The sequence below is a fragment of the Nocardioides aequoreus genome, assembly GCF_000720335.1.
GTDB lineage: Bacteria > Actinomycetota > Actinomycetes > Propionibacteriales > Nocardioidaceae > Marmoricola > Marmoricola aequoreus.
In genome coordinates this window covers 15524-37865 of sequence record NZ_JOJN01000009.1, presented here as the reverse complement: position 1 = coordinate 37865, position 22342 = coordinate 15524, and the positions used below count along the sequence as shown (strand labels likewise).

Sequence of the window (22342 nt, the reverse complement as noted above, 5' to 3'; positions counted from 1 at the left end):
GGTGATTCAGGCGGTGACGCTGGCCTTCTTCTTCTGCAGGCTCTCGAGGGCCTGGATGAGGTAGGTGCGGAAGACCGGGTGGTTCTCGCTCATCGGGAAGTGCCCGATCTCGGGCATGTTGATGAAGGAGCCGTTGGTGATGGCGTTGGCGGTGCGCTCGCTGTCCTCGGGGGTGGTGAGGTAGTCGTACTCGCCGGTCATCATGACCACGGGGCACTGCTCGCCGTCGATGTCGCCGAGCTTGCCGCGCAGGTCGTGATCGACGGAGTAGAAGTGCAGGTCGCCCTTGAAGGACTCCGAGCCCTGGGAGTAGTAGAACCAGGTCTTCCACCTGTCGGCCTCGGGCGACTGGGGAGCCATCAGGTCCCAGGTGCCGCTGGCGCAGACCTGTGCGGCGTTGGCGTGCGGGTGCTGCCACCAGTCGAGGTAGAAGCCCGGCGAGTAGTCGGCACCCTCGACGGACAGGACGCCGGCGAACCGGTCCGGCCGGCGCAGAGCGAGCTGCAGGGCGATGTTGCCGCCGAAGGACGAGCCCATGAAGATCGGGTCCTCGAGCTCGAGGGCGTCGCACAGCGCGATGATGAAGTTCGCGTAGTGGTCGGCCGAGAGCTGGTACTCCTCCTTCCACCACTCGGTGTTCTCCGGCGGGTCGGACTTGCCGTGGCGGGGCAGGTCGTAGGCGATGACGCGGTAGTCCGAGGTGATCTCCTCGTCCTCGAGCAGACCACGCCACTGGTGGTTGTGGCAGCCGGCGGTGTGCTGGCAGACCAGCGGCTGGCCGGTGCCGTTCTCGAGGTAGAAGACCTTGTACTCCAGGCCGTCGACGTCGATGGTCACGTAGTGGCCGGTGACAGGTGAGATCTTGGGGTTGCTCATGTGGGTGTGTTCCTTCCTCAGACGGGAGAGCCGACGACGCGCAGGAGCTCGACCTGGCGGGTGACGCAGCGCAGGTTCTGCATGAGCACGAGGATGTCGCCCTCGAGCTTCATGTCGCGCTGGAAGCTGGCCGCCCAGATGCCGTGGAACATCGGGGCGGGCACGGGCTGGCCGAACTCGCGCCAGGTGTCGGCGCTGGCGCGGATGGCGAACTGGTAGGCCACGTCCAGGGGTCCGGGGTTCGCGGTCACGTGGGTGACCCGCCCGGACTCGACCTGGATCACGTAGCTGCGGTCCGTGGCGTCCAGGAGGTACGAGCAGGTGAAGTACTTGCCGTGGGCCTGGATCTCGGTGTCGTTGTTGCTAGCGTCGGCGAACGCCTCGGCCCATGCCTCGGCCGTCGGTGCGCTGGTCTGCGCGCTCATAAGCAGGTTCCTCTCTGAGGGAACAGGGGGTGTGGCCGCGGCTTCCAGAACGGGATCGGCGGCAGGGCACCCATGAGACAGCCGTCACGTCGGAGGGGTCCAATGCCGTCTTCTCATCGATCCATAGGGGACGGTTATTGGTGCTGCCGGCCAGACGGGGCTACCGTCCGGTCATGGCTGACGTGCCGGAGCTGCGGGTGCTGCGGTACTTCGTCGCGGTCGCCGAGGAGCTGCACTTCGGCAGGGCCGCGGATCGGCTGCACATCTCCCAGCCCGCCCTGAGCGTCCAGATCCGCAAGCTCGAGCACTCCCTCGGCGCCAAGCTCTTCGACCGCACCAGCCGCCACGTCGAGCTCACCGCCGTCGGTCACGTCCTGCTGGAAGAAGCGCACAAGCTGCTGGTGGGAGCCGACCGCCTCGTCGACGCGACCCGCGACGCCTCCCGAGGTGTCCGGGGCACCCTGGTGGTCGGGTTCCAAGGCAACGCGGCAGCCGAGCTCACCCCTCGGATCCTCAAGGCGTTCCAGACCCGCTACCCGCGCGTCCAGGTCGAGATGCGCTCCCACGACTTCGCCGACCCGTACGTGGGCCTGTCCAACGGCAGCGTCGACGTCGCCTTCGTCCGCCCACCGTTGCTGATGCAGGACTGGCTGAGCATCGAGACCCTCTTCATCGAGCCCCGGGTGCTGGTGACATCCAGCAACTCTCCACTGGCCGCCCGCGAACAGGTGTCGGTCGAAGAGGTCATCGACGAGGCGTTCGTCGCCCGAAAGGCCCCGGAGTACTGGCGTGACTTCTGGCTCGCCACCTCCAGCCGCGGCGGCAACAACCCGGTGCTCGGCGCCGAGGTCGGCGGCGTCGACGAGTGCTTCGAGGCGATCCTCTCCGGCCGCGGTGTCGCCTTCAGCCAAGCATCCACCCAGCGGTACTACGGCCGCCCCGGCCTCGCGTTCATCCCGGTCACCGGGCTCCCCCACTCACCGCTCGCCATCGCCTGGCGCAACGATCTCGGCGCGCAGACGGTCAGCGACTTCGTCGAGACAGCCCGCATGCTCGCCGCGCTCGAGCTCGTACCCCTGGCCACAGCTCCCCAACCCTCAGCAACAGCGACACCCGTCGCCGTGGCGCACTGACATCCGGCACCGTCGCGCATCCGACCACCGGCTCGCCCGGACGAGACCACAACGGGAACCTCGACCTGGAGCGCCGCTGGCCAGCCCGCCTACCGGCAACCGGGCGTCCCGAAAGGCCAGCCCCACGACGTGCACCGGTGACGGAGCCATATCCGGACGATCTGCCACCGGCTGTCGGAGAGGACCCCTACCTTGACGACCGGTCACCGGTCGGGCCTCTCGCCAACTGGCCGCGCTGGCTGGTCGATCCAACTTCGCTGCAACTCGGCAACGAAGGCCTCCGACATGACTACCACTCCCCCGCCGTCATGAGCCGATCGAGCGAGATCTGGGAGTCCGGGATCTCCAGCAGCAACGCACGGTCCTTCCTCGCAGCGGCGGCCATGGCACGCAGCGCTGGCGGTCCCCTTTCGGGAGCTGCTGGTTCTGGAGGTCACCGCCGTGAGCAACCCAGCGAGAACGACGTAGTCGCGCCGGTGGCGGCCGAGCTCGGGGCGATCCCGCGTAGGTGAGGGAGGCCAGCTTGCCCACCAGAGCACCGACGAGGTTGGGACGGCGTAGGGAGCCCACGCGGCCCGCGACCTTCTTGCTGCGTTGCCGCACGGTTCGGAGTACTCAATGTGAGCCCAGAGCGAGCCTCGCAGCCGGTGATCGGGGGTCGTGCTCGCGCGCAGCCCGACCACATCACCGCAGGCCGGAGTCGCTCTTCACGAGATGCGCAACGACCTCACGTGGACAGTCGTCGGGAACACGCCAGAGCGGCTGAGCCCTTTGCGCACGACGAGTCGGGACGATGGCACTCACGTCGCGGCTGGCGCGGTCTGGGACGGACCACCGCCGTCGCCGGAGCTGCTGGTGCCGGAGCTCTCCTTGCAGCACTCGTAGCCGGCCAGCACGGCGACCAGGACGCCGGCGACCTTGTCCGCGCAGGCCTTCTTCTTCGCCTTCTCGAGGCAGACCGCCTCGGCACGCGCCCCCTCGAGGACCGCGGTCGCGGTCCAGCCGGCGGCGATGGTCTGCAGGGCCTTGCACAGGCAGTCGGTGTATTCCTTGACGGAGGTGAAGCCGTGCCCGATGTGGACGAGCTCGGCCTTCCGGACCGCGATCAGGTAGCGGGCGTAGGTCCGGGCCAGCTTCGTCGGGTCGGCCTCGCTCGCGTCGATCGTCAGGGCAGCGACCTCGGTCTTGAGCTCCGCGACGTGGTCCTTGAGCTTCTTGGGCTCCTCGATCAGGGAGTCGAAGCAGGCGGTGGCGGCCTGGACGGCGGCGGTGTACTCCTCGATGCGCGCCGTCAGGGCAGCGGCGGTCTCGCCGTCGGCCACCGTGTCGTCGAACGTGTGGTCGCCGACGCAGCAGCCGGGCGGGGGCGAGCACTCGTCGATGTCGTCGAACACCTCCTCGGCGGCGCTGTCGAGGCACGTCTTGTCGCCCTCGTCGAGGCGGCACTTCAGCAGGTCGTAGATCTTCTCCAGCTCCGTGCCGAGCACCGTGAGCTCGGCCTGCGCGGCCTCCCACTCGACGCCGTACGCCTGCCGCGCGCCGTCGTACTTCTGCTTCCGCTCCCCCAGCTCCGCGGCGACCTTGCTCGTGATCTCGGCCTGCTTCTGGTAGCGCTCCGCCTTGCAGGCCAGACCGTCGACCCCCTCGAGGTCGCACGGCTTGCACCCGGTGCTGGTCGGGGGGCTCTTCGGCGGCTCCTGCTGCACCTGGTCGTTCATGGAGGCTCCTCTCGCGCGCTCGGCGCCCCACCATCGCCCCCCGCATGTCACCCGGGCGTCTCCCGTGCTGTGACGCTCGCGTGACGATGGCGTGACGAGCGCCCGGTTACGGTGCGGGCCTCCCGACCGCGAGGTTCCCTCCATGTCCGCTCTCATCGGTGCGCCGTACCACCAGGTCACGGGTGCGGCCTCGGACGGCGCCGGGGCCGGGCAGGCGCTCTGCCTTCTGGGGGGGCCGTACGTCGTGTGCCATGGCCGGCGGAGCAACGTGCCGGAGGGGAGCAAGCGGCTCCTCGCGTTCGTCGCCCTGCGTGGGCGGGCCGATCGGCGCCTCGCGGCTGGCACCCTGTGGCCCGACGGCTCGGACGCGCGCGCGGCGGGCAACCTGCGCTCGGCGGTGTGGCGGCTCAAGAGCGCCGGCATCGACGTCCTCGACGCCGACAAGTATGTGCTCTCGCTCCACCCCGACGTCGTCTCTGACGTGCACGTGCTCTGCGAGTGGTCCGCGCGGCTGGTCGAGGGCCGGCCTCGCGCCTCCGACCTCCGCATCCTCAGCTGGGACCCGGAGGCGGCCGACATCCTCCCCGGCTGGTACGACGAGTGGGTCATCTGCGAGCGCGAGCGGATCCGGCAGCGGATGCTGCACGGGCTCGAGGCCCTCTGTCGCGAGCTGATCTCCCGCGGCCGGGCCGGCGACGCCGTGGAGGCGGCCATGAACGCCGTGCGCTTCGAGCCACTGCGCGAGAGCGCGCAGCGGATGCTCATCGAGGCCCACCTCGCCGAGCACAACCACGGCGAGGCACGGCGGGCCTACCTGGCCTACGCACGCCTGGCGCGCCGCGAGCTGGGCGTCGAGCCCAGCGAGCAGCTCACCCGGCTCGTCGGGATGCAGCCCGTCGCCGTCCGGTGACGGCGCTGTGACTCAGGCAGGACGATCCTTGGTCCCGTGGCATCCGCGCGGCAGGCACAGCTCGGGTCGGTGGTCGTCCGGGCCTGGGTCGAGCCGGACGCGTCGGCACGCGACGTCCGTGCCCGGGTCCTCCTGATCCGCGAGCCCGACGCCGTACCCCAGGAGATCGGCGTCGGCGCCGGGATCGACCAGGTGCTGGAGCTCGTCTCCGACGCCGTGCTGTCTCTCGGCGACCCCCGCTGACCGGCCTGGCCGGCTCAGTCGAGGACCGGTCGCAGCCACGCAGCCGGGTGCCCCTCGACCGCCGGGTGCCCCGGCGCGCCCAGCCCGCGCACCGCCGGCGGTACGACGACCGGCCGGCCGTCCTGGACCGCCCAGGTCGCGACGTCCCAGGGCCCGGCGAGCTCCCACGGCGACGGCGCACGTCGCCAGCCCTCGTCTCGGCCGTTGCCCCACGGATAGCGCCGGCCGTCCGGGCCGCGCACCGCCATCTCCAGCTCGTCGGGCGTGGGCAGCCGCAGTGCCACGCCCGCCGCGCGGCTCGCCCGCCTCAGGGCGTCGGCCAGCTCGTGGGCCCCGACCTCGGGGATCGGCCGGACTGCCACGGCGTACGCCGCCGCAGGACGCAGCCGACGGACCGGGACCCCGGCGCCGCCGAGCCAGTGCCGGCACCGGTCCACGGTCACGAACCCGTCCGGCGGCCGGGCGTGCGCCGCCACCGAGGGGCTCGGGGACCGGGCTGCGGAGGGACGCCACCAGCAGGACGGCCTCGGCGTCGGCGGCCGGCGCCCGGTCAGGCTCGTCGAGCCACAGCGCGGCCGGGCCGTCGTCGGCAGGGTCCCGGCGCCGCGACAGGCGCTGGCCGACCACGTCGCGCACCGCCTCCAGCACCTGGTGCTGCCGGGAGCAGGGGCCGCGCCCGACGGGGCACCGGCGCACCTCGAGCAGCACGTCGTCGACGACGAGGTCGTGCGCGGCCAGCACCGCCGACCACCGCACCTCCCAGTCGTCGTCGGCCAGCCCCGCCAGCACGACCGACCGGTGGTGCTGGGGACCACCCGACGGCCGGGCGAGGAAGCCGCGCAGCGCCTGGCGGCGGGCGACCGGGTCCCGGAGCAGTCCGAGCACGGGAGCGCGCTCGGGGTGGCCGGCCCGGAGGTGCGCGAGCCGGTCGGCGGCGGCGGCGGTCGCGAGCTCGCCGAGGCGGGTCACGGCCAGGTCGGCCGCGCCGCGCACCGGTGGCGGCGTCGTGGGGTCGGCACGCAGCGCGTCGAGCGCCGGCAGCGCCGCCGGGTCGCCGAGCAGGCCGAGAGCCGTGGTGCCGCGCAGGGCCGTGGCGAGGTCGCCGGAGCGGGCGTCGGCGGCCGCGGCGCCGACCCGCATCCGCGCCAGCGGTGGCAGCAGCTCCACGCCCGAGCCCTCGAGGACGGCGAGCCCGAGGTCCGGGTGCGACGACCAGCGCACCTCGGCCCCGTCTCGCGTCCACCGCGCCAGCACCGGCGGCCCGTCGAGACCGTCCACGGTGTCGACGGGTCCGTCCCAGCCGTCGAGCGCCTCGGCCACGTCGTCGTACCCGACGTGGGCGGCGAGCACGACCGGCGTCGTCATGACGGGTCCCACTCCAGGCCGGTGGCGTCCTGGATCACCCCGGGGACCTCGCGCGGGTCCCCACCCCCGAGCCGCACGTGCACCGCCCAGGCGGCGTGCAGCAGCGACGACAGCAGCACCCCGCGCGCGTCGTACGCCGCCGGGAAGCCGTCCACGAACGCCGTCCAGGCCTCCGTCACGACGGCTCGCTCGGAGTCGTCGCGGGCCGCCACCACCGCGCGGGCCAGCGCCGCCGCTCCGGGCGATGGCTCCGGCACGTCCAGGAACACCTCGACCAGGTCGTCGAGCCCGTGCGCGGCACACGCCAGGGCCCAGTCGTGGCAGGCGTCGACGTCGAGCTGGTCCACGATCCGCGCGGCCCGCGGCGCCCAGGTCGCTGCCACCCGCCCCGGAGGCTCGACCGGCGCCGGACCCGGCAGACAGGTGAGCAGCGTGCCCGCGGCCAGCAGCCCGCGGCCGTCCGCCGGGATCGCCGTGCCGTCGGCAGCGGCGCGAGAGGCGGCCACCCGCAGTCGCCCGAGCAGCTCTTCGCGCACCGACGCAGGTGGCCCCTGCAGCAGCACGCCGACCAGCCGCTCGACCACGTCGCCCATCAGGGAACCGAGCTGCTCGGTCGGTCCGTCGTCGAGCAGGGCGGCCACCTCGGCGGCGTCGGCGGCGTCCTCGTCGGCCGCGAGCGCGCGCCACGCGTCGCTCGGCGGGCGTCGCTGTCCGGTCATGGAGCGATCCTGCCTGTCCGTCCGGGCCGGTGCAGCCTCTTGCCGAGGGCGGTGGCCTGACCGGTCGCGGCCAGGGTCTTGTCGACGGCGGCGTTCACCTTCCTGGCGGAGCCGGCGTCCAGCCCGCTCAGGTCGAGGATGACGTGCGGGGACTTCGCCGCCTTGCCCGGCACCAGGACCGGCTTCTGCAGCCGGGCGACGACGTCGCTGGCCAGGGCGGCGACGGCGTTGGCGTCCGGCACCTCCGCCGGGGTGACCGCCCGGAAGGCGCTGACCCTGCCGGACGTGCCGGTGAACAACCCCGGATGACCGACGATCGGCTCGAGGACCCTGTCGACGATCTTCGCCCTGGCCAGCTGCTCGTGGGTGTCCAGCAGGCGGGCCGAGCTCGCCGGCGGCAGCTCGACCTCGGCGATCCGACCGGCGAGGTCGACCTCCTTCTCGGTGAGGCGGAGGTGGTCGCCCTGCCGGACGTCCTTGAAGGTGCGGCCGAGCTTGCGCAGCGCCGCGTCCCTGCGCTTGAGCGCCTTCTGCCCGCCCAGGCGGGTCTGCGCGCCCAGCCGCACCTCGAGGGTGCGCGCGGCTCGGTCGGTCACCGCCCGGTTCACCTGCTTGCGCAGGTCGCGCAGCTGCTTCGGCGTGAGCGACTGCAGCTCCACGGGGAGGCGTCCACGCTTCTGGTTGACCACCGTGCGCAGGCGGGCGAGGTTGCCCTTGAGGATGTCGCCGGTGACCGCGGTGAAGTCGCCCAGGGGCACGTGCCGACTGCCGTAGTCCTTGACCTCGACGATGACCACCTTGACCGTGCCGTCGGGGTGGAACTCGAAGTACACCTCGTCGAAGCCCTGGCCGCTGCGGTTCTGCATCCCGGAGCCCAGGGTGACGACCTTGACGTTCTGCTTCTCCATCGCGGCGATGTGCCGCCGGGTCATCGCCAGCGAGGCCACCTCGGCGACGCTGCCGGCCTCGGCGGCGTGGCTTCCGCGCATGACCCACCGCGGCGGTCGCGACCCGCGCACCACCGTCTCGGGGACGTGGGTGACCTTGACCCGGCCGGCCGGCGGCGAGGCGTCGCTGGTCACCGCGACCAACCGGTACCGGTCCGCGCTGCCCACCTGGCGCTTGCCGCGGTGCGACCACTCGCGCCAGGGCTCGCCCACCTGCTCGACGGAGAGGACGCCGGGCTTCCTGGTCTGCGGGCTGCGGTTGGCGCCCTTCAGGGCCTGCCGCGGCGCCGCTAGGTCGGGCTGCTTGCCCCAGGTCGCCCGGTCGGCCGTGACCCGGCGGGGCTTGGAGGCCGGCGGGGCCTGGATGGCGGCGGCTTTGCCGGCGCGGGCCGCCTTGGTCCCCTTCTTGGTGAACAGCCGGGGGGGTTGATCGAGCCGGTCGGCCAGCCGGCCCAGCCCGAGCCGCGCCCGCACCCGGTCGAGCGGGCCGAAGGACCTCAGCTCGCGCTGTCGCTGGAGCAGCGTGTCGAGGGTGTCGCCGACCTCGGCCGCCCGCGCCAGCAGCGTCTTTCGTCGCACGGCGCCGGGCGGGAGGCCGTTTGCCTCTGCGACCAGCCCGCGCAGCAGGCGGCTGTTGGCGTCGGCCTCGAGGTCGAGCTTGGCGGCGTACACGGCCAGCTTGGTCCCGAGCGGCAGCTGGTCCCAGCCGGCGAGCACCGCCTCGTCCAGCAGCTTGAAGTGCCCGGCCAGCTTGGGGTCGAGGGCCTGGGCGACGTGGATGCCCTCCTCGCGGAGCGCGCTGAGCGAGGCGCTCTCACGCATCACCACGCGGGGCTTGCCGCTCTCGACGACCGTGACCGCCTGGGCCTTCTTGGACCGGGTCAGCCGGGCGAACTCCGCGTCGGACAGCACGGTCACCGAGACCCCGTCGAGGGCCTTCCGCTCGGCGCGCGTCAGACCCGAGCCCAGCGCGTCCTGGGCGGCGCGCTGGAAGGTGGCCGCCGCGTCCGGGGCCGCCCGGATCCGGCCGGCGTCGAAGTCCCTGGCGAAGTCGGCGTACGACGCGTTGGGGTGCTGCTGCTGGTGCGTGCGCCACTGCGCCGCGCGCGCGGCGGCCTCGGGCATCGAGCCGGGCGGGAGGTTCAGCGGGACCGGCGCGGCCTTCCACCCGCCCGCCGAGCCCATCAGGCCGCCCATCACCGCCCCGCTCGCGGCGCCCATCGCGCTGGCGGTGAGCACCGTGCCGAGCACGTCGCCCTTGCTCCACGTCTTCTCGTCCGCGAGCGCCCCCGCCGCTCCCGAGGGGATGCCGCTGATCAGCCCCTCGACCCCGTTGGCGACCCCGTGCGCCAGCATCCGCTTGGCGCGGGAGGCGCTGGTGGCCATCGCCGCGAGCCGCCCGACGGGCACGCCCTTCGTCACCCGCAGCATCGCGTTGCCGATGCCCGCGGTGGCGACGGCGAGCACGATGTCGACGACGCCGCTGACGACGTCGACCAGCAGCTCCTCCTCGGAGTACGCCGCCCCCTTGACGGCCATCTTGGTGATGATCGTGGCCTCGGCCGCGGCCAGGGCGCCGAGCGCGCCGGCCACGAACGGCCCGGCCGCGCCCCAGGTCACGGCGGTGACGATCGCGCCGGCGACCACCGCGGCCACCATCGCGATCTTGTCCGTGACCGAGTCGGCGGCGCGCCGGTGCTCCTCGACGGCGGAGTCGACGGCCTTGGTCTCCTGGTCGGCGCGCCACTTCAGGTAGGCGAGCCGTTGCGGGTCGGGGTTCGGCGTCGCCACCAGCCGGTCGTACTCGTCGGCCGCCTCCTGCAGCCGCTGGACGTCGGCGTCGAGCGCCTTGCGCTCCTCCTCGGCGAAGGTGCCGCCGAGCGCGAAGGTCTCCCCCTCGAACTGCTGGCGACGGCGCGCCGACTCGAGCTTCTCGCGCGGCGTCTCCGGCGCGGCCAGCATCTCGTCGAGGTCGATCGCGTCGCGCCCGCTGACGTCGTCCATGATCCGGTCGCGCAGCGACGGCCCGTCCGGGTAGAGCTCCTTCCACTGCCGCTCGATCTCGCGGATCTGGTCCTTCGTCCTGCCCGCGAGCATCCGCTTGATCACGTCGAGGTCGGTGCCGGCGCCCTGCACGGCGTACTTGATCTCCTGCGCCGGGTTGAGCCGGCCGCGCGAGGCGACGAGCGCCTTCGCGCGGTCCTCGTCGCTGCCCTGGAGCCCGTGCTCGAGCAGCGCGTCGAAGCCGCCCGGTCCGTGCTGCAGCGACATCAGGTCGGTGGCGTACGTGTCGTTGTAGGTCTTCTTCAGGCCCGACATGTAGCCCTCGGCCCGGCGGCCCGCCTCCACGGTCACCTCGGCCTCGGTCGCCGCCCGCTCGCGCTTGGCCCGGTCCTCGTCCCAGCGCTCGCCCCGGACGGCCGCGAGGTCGGCCCGGTAGGTGAGCCGGTGCTCGGCGTCGAGCCGGGCCTCGGTCTCGGCGCGGTCGTACTGCGACTCGAGGATCTTGGTGACGACCTTGTCGTCGGTGATGAAGGACCGCTTCTCCAGCTCCAAGCGGGCCGCGTCGGCCTTGGCCAGGTCGAGCTGCTGCAGGCCGACCGCGAGGTCGAGGGCGGGTCCGGTGAGCGTGGCGCGGAACGACGCCTGGAGCCCGGCTCCGTCGTTCTCCCCGTCCTTGTACTCCTTGCGGTGGGCTCGGTCGAGCTGGTCGAGGCGGGCGAGACTCTCCTGCCTCATCCGGTCGGCGGTCCAGCCCTCCCGCTGCGCCTTCTGCTCGACCTCCAGCCGGTTCTGGGCGTAGATGTCCTGGATCGCCTCGGTGTCCGCGCCGCCGTACCACCTGCCGGTCTTGGCCATCTCCAGCCCGATGGCGTCGGCCCTGGCGGTCTCCCCCCGCCGCAGCGCGTCGGCCCGCTGGAACTCCTGGCCGTCCATGTCGGAGTCGATGTCCTCCTGCAGGGACACGTGGTACATCTCGACGTAGATCTGCTCGAGCCGCGCCCGCTCGTCGGCGGTCTTGTTGCGCAGCGCGCGGTAGATCTCCTGCTCGTCGGTGCCGGGGCCCTCGAGGGCGTCGCGGATCGCGGCGGCGTCGGCCCTCAGCTCGTCGCCTGCCATCAGGGCGCGCGCCCGGTCGAGCTCGGCGTCCTCGAGCTCGTCCTCCAGCTCCTTGTCGATGGTGGAGCCGTGCTCGGCCTGGTACCAGAGGTCGAGGGCGTGGCGCTGGAGCGTGGTCAGGCCGGTGAGCGCGGCGTACAGCTTGGACTCGTCGGTGCCCCACTGGTCGACCGACGCATGGAACTGCCGGCCGCGGGAGACGATCGACACCTTGCCGTCGCCGTCGCCCTCGGAGACGATCGCGACGTCGGGCCAGCGCTCCTTGGGCAGGGCGAACAGGCGCCGGTCCAGCTCGGAGACCAGGCGCGGCCGGTGGATCTGCGCGACCCGGACCCGCATGCCCGCGGCCACCGCGCCGAGCGGGTCGTCGGTGACCTTGTCGCCGACGAAGTACGCCGCCACGACGGCCTTCTGCGCCTCGGAGAGCCCTCCGAGCGCGCTCGCCGCCTCGATCTCGGCCTTCGAGCGGGCTCCCGAGGCCAGCTCGGCGACGAAGGCGATGTCGCCGCGCAGGTCCGCGCCGGGTCCTGGACGCGGTCAGCAGGTGCCGCCTCCACCTGTGTGAGCCGTTTCAGGGTAGGGGGCTTCCGCGGACCGGAACGGTGGCATGACTAGCCCGTCAGAGGTCAGGATCCTGTCCGAGTCGCGTCGGTTGGTCGGGGCACTCGGGGTTTCGGTGATGGTGACGCTGACGTGCCGCCGCTCGCAGAGGGCCCGCTCGATTGGAGGATGGGACTCCGGACTTGCGCGGTGCGATCGCTTGCCGAATCGCGGCGAGGCTCCACACTGCGAATCGGCGACGGCGTGAAACAGCAGTTGTCGCGGTTACGTGGGTATTCACAGGATGTCGCCGCAACGTCGTAATGTTGCCTCATGCGGACCGCAAACGGTAAGGGCGATACCCACCATACGAGCCAGCAGCACGCGGTCGCGTGGCTCCGCCGCGCCATCGTCGAAGGCGAGCTGCGGCCCGGTGCGCACATTCAGCAGGACGAGATCGCTGAACGCATTGGCGTCAGCCTGATCCCGACACGTGAAGCGCTCAAGGTGCTCGAGGGCGAAGGCCAGGTCACCTACATTCCGCGGCGAGGGTACTTCGTCTCGGAACTGCTCATCGAGGACCTGGTCGAAGTCAACATGCTGCGCGAGCTGCTGGAAGGCCGCGCGGCACGCGCTGCGGTCGAATTCTTCGATGACGACGCGCTCGACCGGCTGGAACAAGCCGCCGAGGAATGCTCCCTGGCGTCGACCACCGGTGACGTGGCCGCCCAGCTCGCCGCGAACCGTCGGTTCCACTTCGGCATCTTCGATGCTGGCAGCGGTCCACACATGATGCGGTTGATCCGGCTTCTCTGGGAGTCGACCGAAGCCTACCGCGCCATCTACTACAACGTCGAGGCTGAGCGGCACGCCGCGGACGACGCGCACGCGCGCATTCTCGAGGCTGCGCGTGCTCGCGATACCGAGCGCCTCGTGGCGGAGCTCGACGCGCACCGCGACCACGCCTTGCGGGCACTTGTCCAGATCCTTTCGCGCCCCACGGGTTGAACCTGCGGCCTGATCCCTCCGCCCAGCGCGAGACGCCGCCTGGAGAACCCGAGGGTCAGGGGATGGCGCTGGGTCTGGGTCGGGGTCTGGCCGATTGTGGGGCCGAACGCCCGAGCGAAGTCGGGAGGGCCACGTAGGGCAGCAACCAGACGGCAGCTACGACCAGCAGCCCGACGGTCACACGCGATCCCTGAATCGCTGCCCCCAGCAACGGGGTGCCGGCGACGATGATCGCGTTCGCGTAGGCGTTCATCAGGCCGACGGCCGTGGCCGGGCGATCCGGCCGCCGCGCCTGCGCAGCTGCAAGGACCCCAGCAAAGGGCAGGCCGCTCAGCGTGCCCAGTGCGACCACCGACAGCAGGACTACGGTCGGCGTCGACGGGAAAGCGAGTGCGACGCAGCAGAGGGCACAGGACACCAGTGAGACTTTGATGATCGCCGGCAGCCACTCGGGTCGCTTGCGGACGAGATGGCCGCCCAACGGACGACTCATGATGGTGGTCGCGAGGATCAGCCCGGCGAGTACCGCGGCCGTTCCGGCGCCGAGTCCCCAGGCTTGCTGCAGGATGGTGGAGGCCCAGTTGCTCAGAACCACGCCGAGCCCAAGCGTCACGGCGTGGATCGCGGAGAGCCGGTGCAGTTCGTGGTCGAGGAGGACGGATGGACTGCCTGCAGCAGCGACGGCCCGGCCCAAGGCCCGCGGAGTGGGTCGAGACAACGCCAGCGCGACGATCGCGAGCACCGCGACCGCAGCGCACGACAGCCAGGCCGAGCGCCAACCCAGCAGCGGTTCGAGCAGGGGGACCACTGCAACGGCGATTCCGCCCGACCCGATCGCGGCTCCTCCGAACAGTCCGAGGCCTACGGGGCCCGCGCCGCTCGTGCGCGCGATCTCGGCGCCCGCAACGAAGCCCACGGCGCTGCCCGCGCCGGCGACGGCACGAGCGACGACCGCGACCATCAGCTCAGGGGCCACCGCGGCGGCCAGGTAGGCAAGGACAACCAGCGTCAACCCGGCCAGAGCGATGGGTCGAGGACCGAAGCGATCGACGAGTGTGCCGGCCGGCAGTTGCATCGCGGCATAGACGATCGCCAGGACGGTGGTCAGCAGACCGATGGTCACCAGGTCCGCACCGTAGGCGTGCGTCAAGGACGCCACACCTGCCCCGGCCGCGGTCAGCCCCCATCCCGCGGCGCCGCCGACCAGACAAGGAACCACCACACCGCCGCTCTTCGGGCCGGTGGGTTGTGCGCTGCCAATGGCGAAAGCCTTGGACACGGATCCCTCTCATCTTCTGACTGACAGCGCTCGCGGGTCTCCGTCGGTGTGCGATCGAGACGTCCACCGCCGTACGGCGCGGGTGTGGGTGCGGGTCTAGGAACCGTCGGCACAGCGAATCATGCGAAGGGGACGGTAGTTGAAGACCACTTCCCCGTCACGGATCACCCGGTTCTCCGTCCGGACCAGCCCGCGGTCACCCTTGGAGGTGAGCCGCCGTTCCACCACCTCCACCTGCACCTCGATCGAGTCGCCCACGAACACGGGCGCCAGGACTTCGACGTCGGCACCGAGAAACGCGACGGCTGTGTGGTGCAGGGTGTTGGTCTGCATGACCAGACCCTCGGCCAGGCTCAAGGTCAACGCCCCGGGGACCACCCGTCGCCCGTCGCCGCCGAGGTTCGCCTGCCTCTCATCGAGAAAGAGTGGCTCGACGAAACCCGCCAGCGCGACGAAGGCCGAGACCTCATAGTCACGCACGGTTCGACCCGCGGTCCGCATCGACCAGCCGATCTCGAACTCGTCGTAGTAGAGGCCGATGGGACCGGAAACCTGGTGCTCGGTCATGACTGCTCCATTCGCTGTGCTGTCCCCATGGCACCGGCGGTGCCGGGGTTCCCGTTCGTCACGACGGCGGCTAGGACGATGGGGGCTGTGCTGCACCCGTCCGCTCCAGCTCGGCGATCTCGGTGTCGGTCAGTCCGATCTCCTGCAGGACGGACCGGGTGTGCTGGCCCAGTCGTGGCGCTGGAGGAACCTCGTCGAGTCCGTGGCCGAAGCGCAGCGGGAACCGCGCCTGGACGAGGGATCCTTCCGACGGATGCTCGACCTGTCGGAAGAACCCCGTCTCCCGCAGGTGTAGGTCGTCGAAGAGCTCGTCGACCGTGCGCAGTGGCATGACCGGGATGTCGGCGCGCCGAAGGGCGATGAGCCAGTCGGCGGTCGTGCGTCGGCTCATCACCTCCGCCACCAGCCCGTACAGCTCGTCGATGTGCCGGGTGCGCGCGCCGATGTCCTTGAACCGATCGTCGGTGGCGAGCTCGCTGCTCCCCACCAGTTCGAAGAAGCGCTGCCATTGCGCATCGGTGTAGATCACGACCGACAGGTGTCCGTCACGGGTGGTGTAGGGCTTCCGGTTCGGCGACGCCGTGCGGGCGTAGCCACTGGGTCCGATCGGTGGGTCGAAGACCCGTCCGCCTTGTTGTTCCAGCAACATGAAGGACGCCATGAACTCGAACATGGGAACGGTGAGCACCTCCCCCGAGCCGGTCGCTGCCCGCTTGTGCAGGGCCGCCAGGATCGCCACCGCCCCGGCCAGCCCGACGGTCTTGTCCACCATCGGTGTGGCGACGTACTGCGGTGGTCCGCCCCTGCCCTGGGTGGCCGCGACTCCTGACACAGCCTGGATCACGTCGTCGTACGCCGGTTCGTCCGCGTAGGGCCCGTCGTCGAAACCGCGGAAGCAGCAGTAGATGCAGGTGGGATTGACGTCGACCACGGTGTCCGGATCCAGCCCCAGGGCCGCGGCCGCCTTGGGGCGCAGGTTGTGCGCGAAGACGTCGGACTGCTCGAGCAGACGGGAGAGTGCGCCGCGGGCTCCGGCTTGCTTGAGGTCGAGTGTCAGCGCCCGCTTGCCGACGTTGGCGTTCAGGTAGATCGGTCCCATTCCTGGCGACCTGCCCGCGCCGATCCTGCGCACCGCGTCGCCGCCGGGGGGCTCGACCTTGATCACGTCCGCTCCGAGCTGCGCCAGCATCATCGTCGCGTAGGGACCCATCAGGGTCGTGGTCATGTCGAGGACGCGGACGCCGTGCAGCGGGCTTCCCGGCGTGGTCGAGCTTTCACTGGTGGCGGGCACCGTCACGCTCCTCTCTCGAGCCGCCGGGTCAGAAGACCGCAAGGGGGTTCACGGCACTGCCGGTCGCACCCACGACGGGGAGTACGGGAGCCACGAGCAGGAACTCGAAGCGGCCGCTCTGGTGGCAGTGGCGCGCGACAGCGGCGACGTCCCAGATCTCCCCCAACGCCAACCCCATGTGTGGGATGGCGACCACGTGGAAGGGGAAGGCGGCGCCGAGCTCGCTCGGACGCACCTCCAGCCCCCAGGTGTCGGAGGCCACGGCCGCGAGTTGACGCTCGTGGATCCACGGCAGCGTGTCCACCGACAGGCCCGGCGCCGGGCCGCCCGCATAGTCTCCCCAGTTGTCGCGACGCTCCTCCAGCATCCCGGTCCTGACGATCAGGGCGTCACCGGTTCCGACGTCGCATCCCTGCGCCTCCAGCGTCGCTTCGAGGTCGTCCACGCCGATCGGGTATCCCGGCTCGAGCGCGGCGACTCCGTGATGCGCGGCGACGTCGACCAGGACACCCCGCATCACGAATTGGTGCCGCCACTGTTCGATGCCCGCGTAGGTCGCTCCGTGGGCGCCCACGCGTGCGGCGGGTTTCCCGTTCCACATCCGTCCCTCCCAGAAGACGTGCCCGAGCCCGTCCCACTGGGTAGCGGCCTGGTGCGGCAGGATCACCACATCGTCACCGACGCCCAACCCGCCGGTGGGGCCCCAGTCCGGTGGCAGGCGTTGGAGGCCGGCGACATGATCCGCGCCGGTCTCCCGCATCAGGTTCATCGGGTTGACCCGGAAGCCGCCCTGTTGGGGGCCGGCCGGCCCGAGATCCAATGCCATCGAGATCGAGACACCGTCCCGGACCAGGGCGGCCGCCCCGGCCACGGAGTCGGCGGTGACGTGGTTCAGCGTGCCGACCTGGTCGTCGGGGCCCCAGCGGTTCCAGTTGCTGCACTCATCGATCAGCGAGCGCAGTCGCTCGAGATCCGGTCGCGCGTCGGACATGGTCCCTCCTTCTCCTGCCGCGTCACTTGCGGAACCTGTCCATGAAGTCGTGGACCGCCGGCTTGGTCGCAGACGACGCCTGTGCCCAGGACTCCAGCTCGAGCGTCGCCTCGAAGCCATCGCGCGCGGCCGTCCGCACCGCCTTCTTGATGTCCCGGGAGAGCTGGGAGTCCATGGCCGCATACGTGCGTGCGAGCTCCAATGCGGCGGCCAGCGGGTCCTCCTCCAGCGCCACCGCCAGGCCCGCCTCGACCGCGTCAGGTCCTGACACGCTGCCACCGTCGAGGAGCAGCTTGAGCGCCCGCTGCTCGCCGAGGGCCTGCACCAGGAACCAGGTGCAGCCGCCACCGGGATGGAGTCCGATCCGCGAGAACGTCGCCGCGAAGCTGGCCTGCGGCCCGGCGATGCGGATGTCGCAGACCATGGCGAGGTTCAGCCCGGCACCGACCGCCGGGCCCTGCACCGCCGCGATCGACGGAATCGTCAGGGAGCGCAGCACCAGGAAGCTCTCGTACACCTTGTGCAGGTCCTCGCGCAGAGTGGCGACCGACCGGCCGCTGCCCCCGAAGATCGCGGGCAGGTCGGCACCACCGCAGAAGGCGGTTCCCGCGCCGGTCACGACGAGGACCGTCGCTTCCGGGTCCGCCCGGACAGCCGCAACACTCTCGATCAACGCCGCGCGCATCTCGTCGTCGATGATGTTGCGCTTGTCCGGGTCGTTCAGGGTCAGGATCCGCAGTCCGCCGTCCTCAGACGTCAGTCTCACCTTGCTCACCATGTGCTCCTTGTGGGTGCCAGGTCGTCCCGCGGCAGCAGCGGACCACCGGGCGGGACGACCGACTTCTCTCCGGGATGGGCCAGTGCCCCGCCGGACGGTCTACGTCGATCAGGCCTTCTTGGTCTCCCAGAAGATCTCGGCGATCTCGTCGATCTTGGCGAGCAGCTCGTCGGCCTTGGCCGCGTCGAGCTCACCCTTGGTGCCCGAGGCGCCGGCGAGCTTGGTGGCCTCGTTGACCAGCGTGTGGAGCTGGGGGTACTTCTCGAAGTGCGGGGGCTTGAAGTAGTCGGTCCACAGCACCCACAGGTGGTGCTTGACGAGCTCCGAACGCTGCTCCTTGATCAGGATGGCGCGGGTGCGGAAGTCAGGGTCGTCGTTGTCGGCGACCTTGCCGATCAGTGCCTTGATCGACTCGGCCTCGATGCGGGCCTGGGCGGGGTCGTAGACCCCGCAGGGCAGGTCGCAGTGCGCGTGGACCTCGACGGTGGGAGCGAACAGTCGCATGGTGGTTTCCTCTCGATGGAGCGGTGGTGGTTTCTCACGGGCAGTTCACCCATTCCTCGGTGCCGTCCGTGAAGACTTGTCTCTTCCAGATCGGGACGCTGGCCTTGGCCTGCTCGACGATGTCCTCGCAGGCCGCGAACGCGGCACCGCGATGGGCACTGGCGACCGCGACCACGAACGCCGGCTCACCGATCCGGAGGGGGCCGGTCCGGTGCTGGGCCTGTACGGCGAGCACCCCGGGGTGACCGAGCAGGGTCTGCCGGACCGTCGCAGCGAGCACGTCGCCAGCACTCGGGTGCGCAAGGTACTCGAGCGACGTGACCGGCCTCCCGTGATCGTGGTCGCGCACCACTCCCACGAAGAGCACCCCGGCGCCGGCCGCGGCACGTTCGACGAACCGCAACGCGCGGACCGGGTCGATGACCTCGAAGGAAACCGAGGACGCCACCGGGACCCTGATGTCATGTGTCGTCATCCTCATCCTCCCGCGAAGGGTGGCAGCACGTCGACGCAGTCGACGTCGAGCAGGGACCGGGTGGGCTCATGCACGACCCGACCGTCGAGCAGGAGGGACGCGACCGCCATCACGGACGTCATCCGGGCGCCGTGTGCCTCGCAGATGGTCCTGACCAGGTCCTCGACGGTCGCGGCCGCGACCTGTTCAGTGGCCACACCGGCCGCGGCCCGCGCCGCGGCGAAGTACCGGACCATGACCAAGGGATCCGTGCCGCCCCCGGGTCGCCCGCTGACGGTCGTCATCCGCCGATCGCGCTCATCGGTCGGTCCGGCTGCACGAATTCCTGGTCGCCGACCTGGTGACCCGCACCCTTGCCCCACATGACGTCTCGCCACACGTCGGCGATGTCCTCGTCGGTCGCGTCTCCGCGCAGCAGTTCCCGCAGGTCGGTCTCGGTGCGAGCGAAGAGGCACGACCGGACTTGCCCATCGGCCGTCAGCCGGGTCCGGTCGCAGGCGGAGCAGAAGGGTCGCGTCACCGACGCGATGACACCCACCACATCGGGTCCCCCGTCGACCAACCACGTCTCGGCAGGCGCAGCACCGCGGGCCTGCGGCGTCGGGGTCAGCGCCACTTCCTTGCTCAGGCGGTCGAGGATCTCCTCCGCGGTGACCATGCCCGTGCGCGACCACCCGTGCTGCGCATCGAGGGGCATCTGTTCGATGAACCGCAGCTCGTAGCCGTGGTCCCGACAGAACCGGAGAAGATCCACCGCCTCGTGGTCGTTGACGTCTCGCATCAGCACCGTATTCACCTTGACGGGCGCCAGGCCGGCCGCTTGGGCGCGCTGCAGCCCGGCCAGCACCTGGTCCAGCCGATCGCGCCGGGTCAGCTGGATGAAGCGCTCACGATCGAGGGTGTCGAGCGAGACGTTGATCCGGGTGAGGCCGGCGTCCACCAGCGCCTGGGCCGTCTTGTCCAGCCCGATTCCGTTGGTGGTCAGCGAGACCGCGGGACGGGGACCGAGCCCTGCGGTCGCCTCGACGATCCGGACGAGACCAGGGCGGATGAGCGGCTCCCCTCCGGTGAACCGCACCTCCTCGACCCCGAGCAGCTCCACCGCGATCCGCACGAGCCTGAGGATCTCGTCGTCCGACAGCAGCCTGTCGGAGCTCAGCCACGCCAACCCCTCGGCCGGCATGCAGTAGGTGCACCGCAGGTTGCATTTGTCAGTCAGGGAGACCCTCAGGTCGGTGGCGACCCTGCCGAACCGGTCGGCCAGATTCGCCGCACGTGCAGGTCGCGGGAACGCGGGGTCCGGCAGCAGCACGCTCACCGGTGGATCGCCGTTCCGGTCTCGGAGAGCCGCCTGCCGGAGCCGCCAGAGGCGAGCGCGATGATCTCTGCCACGATCGACACCGCCGTCTCCTCCGGAGTCCGTGCTCCGATGTCGAGCCCGATCGGGGACGACAGCCGGCTCAAGGACTGCTCGTCCATGCCAATCTCTCGAAGCCGGGTGAGCCGGTCCTCGTGGGTGCGCCGGCTGCCCATCGCACCTATGTATCCGGCCTTGCTCCTGAGGGCCAGCTCGAGCAACGGGACGTCGAACTTGGGGTCGTGCGTGAGCACGCACAGCACCGTGCGTTCGTCGACGTCCCGTCCGGCCAGGTACCGGTGCGGCCAGTCCACCACCACCTCGTCGGCGTCGGGGAACCGCTTGGCCGTCGCGAACACCGGCCGGGCGTCGCACAGGGTGACGCGGTAGCCCAGGAACTTGCCGGCGCGGACCACCGCGCCCGCGAAGTCGATCGCACCGAAGACGATCATCTGCGGCGCGGGAGCGAACGACTCGACGAAGACGGTGAGCTGGTCCATGCGCTGCTCACCGTTCTCGCCGACATGGACGACACCGGTCGTACCGTGCTCAAGCATGCCGCGGGCGATCCCGGCGACGCTGTGGTCGAGGTCGGCGCTGCCGAGGGACCCCGACAGGGTGTCCGCACCGACCACGATGCGGTGGCCCACGTCGCCGGGCCCTTCGACCACGGTGGCGACGGCCAGGCCGTGCTGACCGCGGACCGCAGCGAGCACGTCGGGAAGCTCCGGGTAGCGAGGAACGTCCACGGGCTCGACGAAGATCTCGAGAATTCCGCCGCAGGTCAGCCCCACGGCGAACGCGTCGTCGTCCTGGATGCCGTAGGCCTGCTTCGCCGGCACCCCGGTCTGCAACACCTCTTGCGCGAGCTCGTAGACAGCGCCCTCGACGCAGCCACCCGAGACGCTGCCGACCGCCTCCCCCGTCTCGGCGACGGCCATGGAGGCGCCCGGCTGCCGGGGCGACGACTTCCACGTGCGTACGACGGTGGCCAGCGCGAAGCGCGTGCCCTCCGCGTGCCACCCGGCGACCTCCTCGAGGATGTCCCTCACGACAGACCCCTCCCCTGTCCTCCGGCGAGGTCGACGGACCCGCCCTGCCAGGCCGGGTCCGGTTCAGGACTCATGGAGTGCCATCGCGATCGGACGCATCGGCGCCGCCGTCGAACCGCGCAGCCGCAGACCGGCGGAGACGAGCGCGAATGAGTACAGCTTCGCCGCGGCGATCTCCTCGAGGTTGACGTTCTCCATGATCGGGACGCCGCACTCGGCGAGCAGGTACGTGTGCACGGGGTGCCAGTTGTCCGGGTCCGCGGACGGCATCTGCTCCAGCGCCACACTGTCCGAGCCGATGATCATGGCGCCTGCCTCGGCCAGAACTGCGGCGCCTTCCCTGTTGAGTCCCGGCTCGCGGAAGAGGTAGCGCTCGGGATCCGGCCAGACCGTCATCCGGCCGGTCCGGATCAGCACCACGTCACCGGGCCGCACCTCGGTTCCCTGGTCCGCCATGATGCTGGTCAACTCGTCGGCGCCGATGGCGTAGGAGTCGGGCAACAGGTCGGTGCCATGGGCGCCGGCGACATCGATGAGGATGCCGCGGGCCATGATGGGCGGCTGCTGATCGGCGCCGCAGGCGAGCCAGTGCCGACTCCCGAGATGCTCCTCCTCCGTGTGCCCGTTCCAGACGCCTCCGGAGTACCCGAAGTGGTTCAGGGCGTCCAGATGCGTCCCGGTGTGGGTGTACATCGAGAAGGCATCCCCGGAGTAGGCCACCAGCTCGTTCTGCTCGCGGCCGAGGCCCATCACGTCTTCGGCGACCGAGCCGGAGGGCGTGTGCGTCATCCAGAACTGGTAGGTGGGATCACCGAGCCCCGCCCACGACGGCATCCCGACGTGGTACTCCACCGACAGGTCGAACAGCCGGGTCGGATCGGCCTGCGCCAGGATCGCGGCACGCGACTCCGGCGTCATCATGTTCAGCATTCCGATCTGGTCGTCGGGACCGAACGGGCTGCTGCTCACGGCGTGGCGACATGCCCGCGCGGCGGCGATCGAGCTGTCGAGTTCAGACGTGGTCATGGTGCCTCCACCAGGTTG

Annotated in this window: 20 protein-coding genes; 3 read left to right on the top strand and 17 right to left on the bottom strand. The window is 71.0% G+C overall.

Features of this window, described 5'->3' with window-relative positions; genetic code table 11:
* Window positions 1–6: 6 nt before the first annotated feature.
* Together IG63_RS0115965 and IG63_RS0115960 are read right to left on the bottom strand one after the other, a co-directional pair.
* Window positions 7–876, bottom strand: coding sequence for an alpha/beta fold hydrolase (locus IG63_RS0115965; protein WP_030485348.1), 870 nt, complete (start codon window positions 874–876; stop codon window positions 7–9).
* Between the two features lie 17 nt (window positions 877–893).
* Window positions 894–1301, bottom strand: a complete 408-nt coding sequence (locus IG63_RS0115960) for a hypothetical protein (protein ID WP_030485347.1) — start codon at window positions 1299–1301, stop codon at window positions 894–896.
* 173 nt (window positions 1302–1474) lie between these two features.
* On the opposite strand from IG63_RS0115960, the gene IG63_RS0115955 reads away from it, so the two are divergent.
* Window positions 1475–2434 (top strand): LysR family transcriptional regulator, encoded by a 960-nt coding sequence (locus IG63_RS0115955; protein WP_036195891.1) that lies wholly within the window; start codon window positions 1475–1477, stop codon window positions 2432–2434.
* A gap of 800 nt (window positions 2435–3234) precedes the next feature.
* On the opposite strand, the gene IG63_RS0115945 is transcribed toward IG63_RS0115955, so the two are convergent.
* Entirely contained in the window at window positions 3235–4152 is a 918-nt protein-coding gene (locus IG63_RS0115945; protein ID WP_030485345.1) for a hypothetical protein, read from the bottom strand.
* Between the two features lie 142 nt (window positions 4153–4294).
* Here IG63_RS0115945 and IG63_RS0115940 point away from each other — a divergent pair, with 142 nt between their 5' ends.
* Window positions 4295–5062 (top strand): AfsR/SARP family transcriptional regulator, encoded by a 768-nt coding sequence (locus tag IG63_RS0115940; protein WP_051706999.1) that lies wholly within the window; start codon window positions 4295–4297, stop codon window positions 5060–5062.
* 12 nt (window positions 5063–5074) lie between these two features.
* Here IG63_RS0115940 and IG63_RS23645 read toward each other — a convergent pair whose 3' ends face one another.
* From IG63_RS23645 to IG63_RS0115925, 3 genes are read right to left on the bottom strand one after another with little or no spacing between them, the layout of a single operon-like run.
* Window positions 5075–6670, bottom strand: coding sequence for a thioesterase domain-containing protein (locus tag IG63_RS23645; RefSeq protein ID WP_245604465.1), 1596 nt, complete (start codon window positions 6668–6670; stop codon window positions 5075–5077).
* Complete coding sequence (locus IG63_RS0115930; RefSeq protein ID WP_030485343.1) at window positions 6667–7389, bottom strand: hypothetical protein; 723 nt, start codon at window positions 7387–7389, stop codon at window positions 6667–6669. The genes IG63_RS23645 and IG63_RS0115930 overlap by 4 nt, the downstream gene beginning before the upstream one ends.
* Window positions 7386–11858 (bottom strand): hypothetical protein, encoded by a 4473-nt coding sequence (locus IG63_RS0115925; protein ID WP_030485342.1) that lies wholly within the window; start codon window positions 11856–11858, stop codon window positions 7386–7388. Before IG63_RS0115925 ends, IG63_RS0115930 begins: the two co-directional genes overlap by 4 nt.
* Window positions 11859–12329: 471 nt before the next feature.
* Between IG63_RS0115925 and IG63_RS0115920 the strand changes: the two genes are divergently transcribed.
* Entirely contained in the window at window positions 12330–13004 is a 675-nt protein-coding gene (locus IG63_RS0115920) for a GntR family transcriptional regulator (RefSeq protein WP_036195885.1), read from the top strand.
* A 55-nt stretch (window positions 13005–13059) separates the two neighbouring features.
* Here the strand turns inward: IG63_RS0115920 and IG63_RS20930 are convergent, their stop codons facing one another.
* The 11 genes from IG63_RS20930 to IG63_RS0115865 all read right to left on the bottom strand — a co-directional run bounded on the left by IG63_RS20930 (window position 13060) and on the right by IG63_RS0115865 (window position 22324).
* The gene (locus IG63_RS20930) at window positions 13060–14283 is read right to left on the bottom strand and encodes an MFS transporter (protein ID WP_084597252.1); all 1224 of its coding nucleotides are present in this window, start codon (window positions 14281–14283) and stop codon (window positions 13060–13062) included.
* Between the two features lie 96 nt (window positions 14284–14379).
* Window positions 14380–14850 carry a MaoC/PaaZ C-terminal domain-containing protein gene (locus IG63_RS0115910; protein WP_030485340.1) on the bottom strand — a complete coding sequence of 157 codons (471 nt, stop codon included), beginning with the start codon at window positions 14848–14850 and terminating at the stop codon, window positions 14380–14382.
* 70 nt (window positions 14851–14920) lie between these two features.
* Window positions 14921–16141 carry a CaiB/BaiF CoA transferase family protein gene (locus IG63_RS0115905; RefSeq protein WP_211249355.1) on the bottom strand — a complete coding sequence of 407 codons (1221 nt, stop codon included), beginning with the start codon at window positions 16139–16141 and terminating at the stop codon, window positions 14921–14923.
* Between the two features lie 28 nt (window positions 16142–16169).
* Window positions 16170–17132 carry a cyclase family protein gene (locus IG63_RS0115900; protein ID WP_030485338.1) on the bottom strand — a complete coding sequence of 321 codons (963 nt, stop codon included), beginning with the start codon at window positions 17130–17132 and terminating at the stop codon, window positions 16170–16172.
* Window positions 17133–17154: 22 nt separating this feature from the next.
* The gene (locus IG63_RS0115895) at window positions 17155–17907 is read right to left on the bottom strand and encodes an enoyl-CoA hydratase (RefSeq protein ID WP_084597257.1); all 753 of its coding nucleotides are present in this window, start codon (window positions 17905–17907) and stop codon (window positions 17155–17157) included.
* Between the two features lie 111 nt (window positions 17908–18018).
* Complete coding sequence (gene sodN / locus IG63_RS0115890; protein WP_030485336.1) at window positions 18019–18414, bottom strand: superoxide dismutase, Ni; 396 nt, start codon at window positions 18412–18414, stop codon at window positions 18019–18021.
* A 34-nt stretch (window positions 18415–18448) separates the two neighbouring features.
* Window positions 18449–18889, bottom strand: coding sequence for a molybdenum cofactor biosynthesis protein MoaE (locus tag IG63_RS0115885; RefSeq protein ID WP_030485335.1), 441 nt, complete (start codon window positions 18887–18889; stop codon window positions 18449–18451).
* A 2-nt stretch (window positions 18890–18891) separates the two neighbouring features.
* A complete protein-coding gene (locus IG63_RS0115880) occupies window positions 18892–19125 on the bottom strand; it encodes a MoaD/ThiS family protein (RefSeq protein WP_211249354.1) in 234 nt (77 codons plus the stop codon).
* A 44-nt stretch (window positions 19126–19169) separates the two neighbouring features.
* A complete protein-coding gene (gene moaA, locus IG63_RS0115875) occupies window positions 19170–20207 on the bottom strand; it encodes a GTP 3',8-cyclase MoaA (RefSeq protein ID WP_084597251.1) in 1038 nt (345 codons plus the stop codon).
* Window positions 20204–21298, bottom strand: a complete 1095-nt coding sequence (locus IG63_RS0115870; protein WP_030485332.1) for an XdhC family protein — start codon at window positions 21296–21298, stop codon at window positions 20204–20206. The genes moaA and IG63_RS0115870 overlap by 4 nt, the downstream gene beginning before the upstream one ends.
* Before the next feature lie 63 nt (window positions 21299–21361).
* Complete coding sequence (locus tag IG63_RS0115865; protein WP_030485331.1) at window positions 21362–22324, bottom strand: cyclase family protein; 963 nt, start codon at window positions 22322–22324, stop codon at window positions 21362–21364.
* Window positions 22325–22342 lie beyond the last annotated feature (18 nt).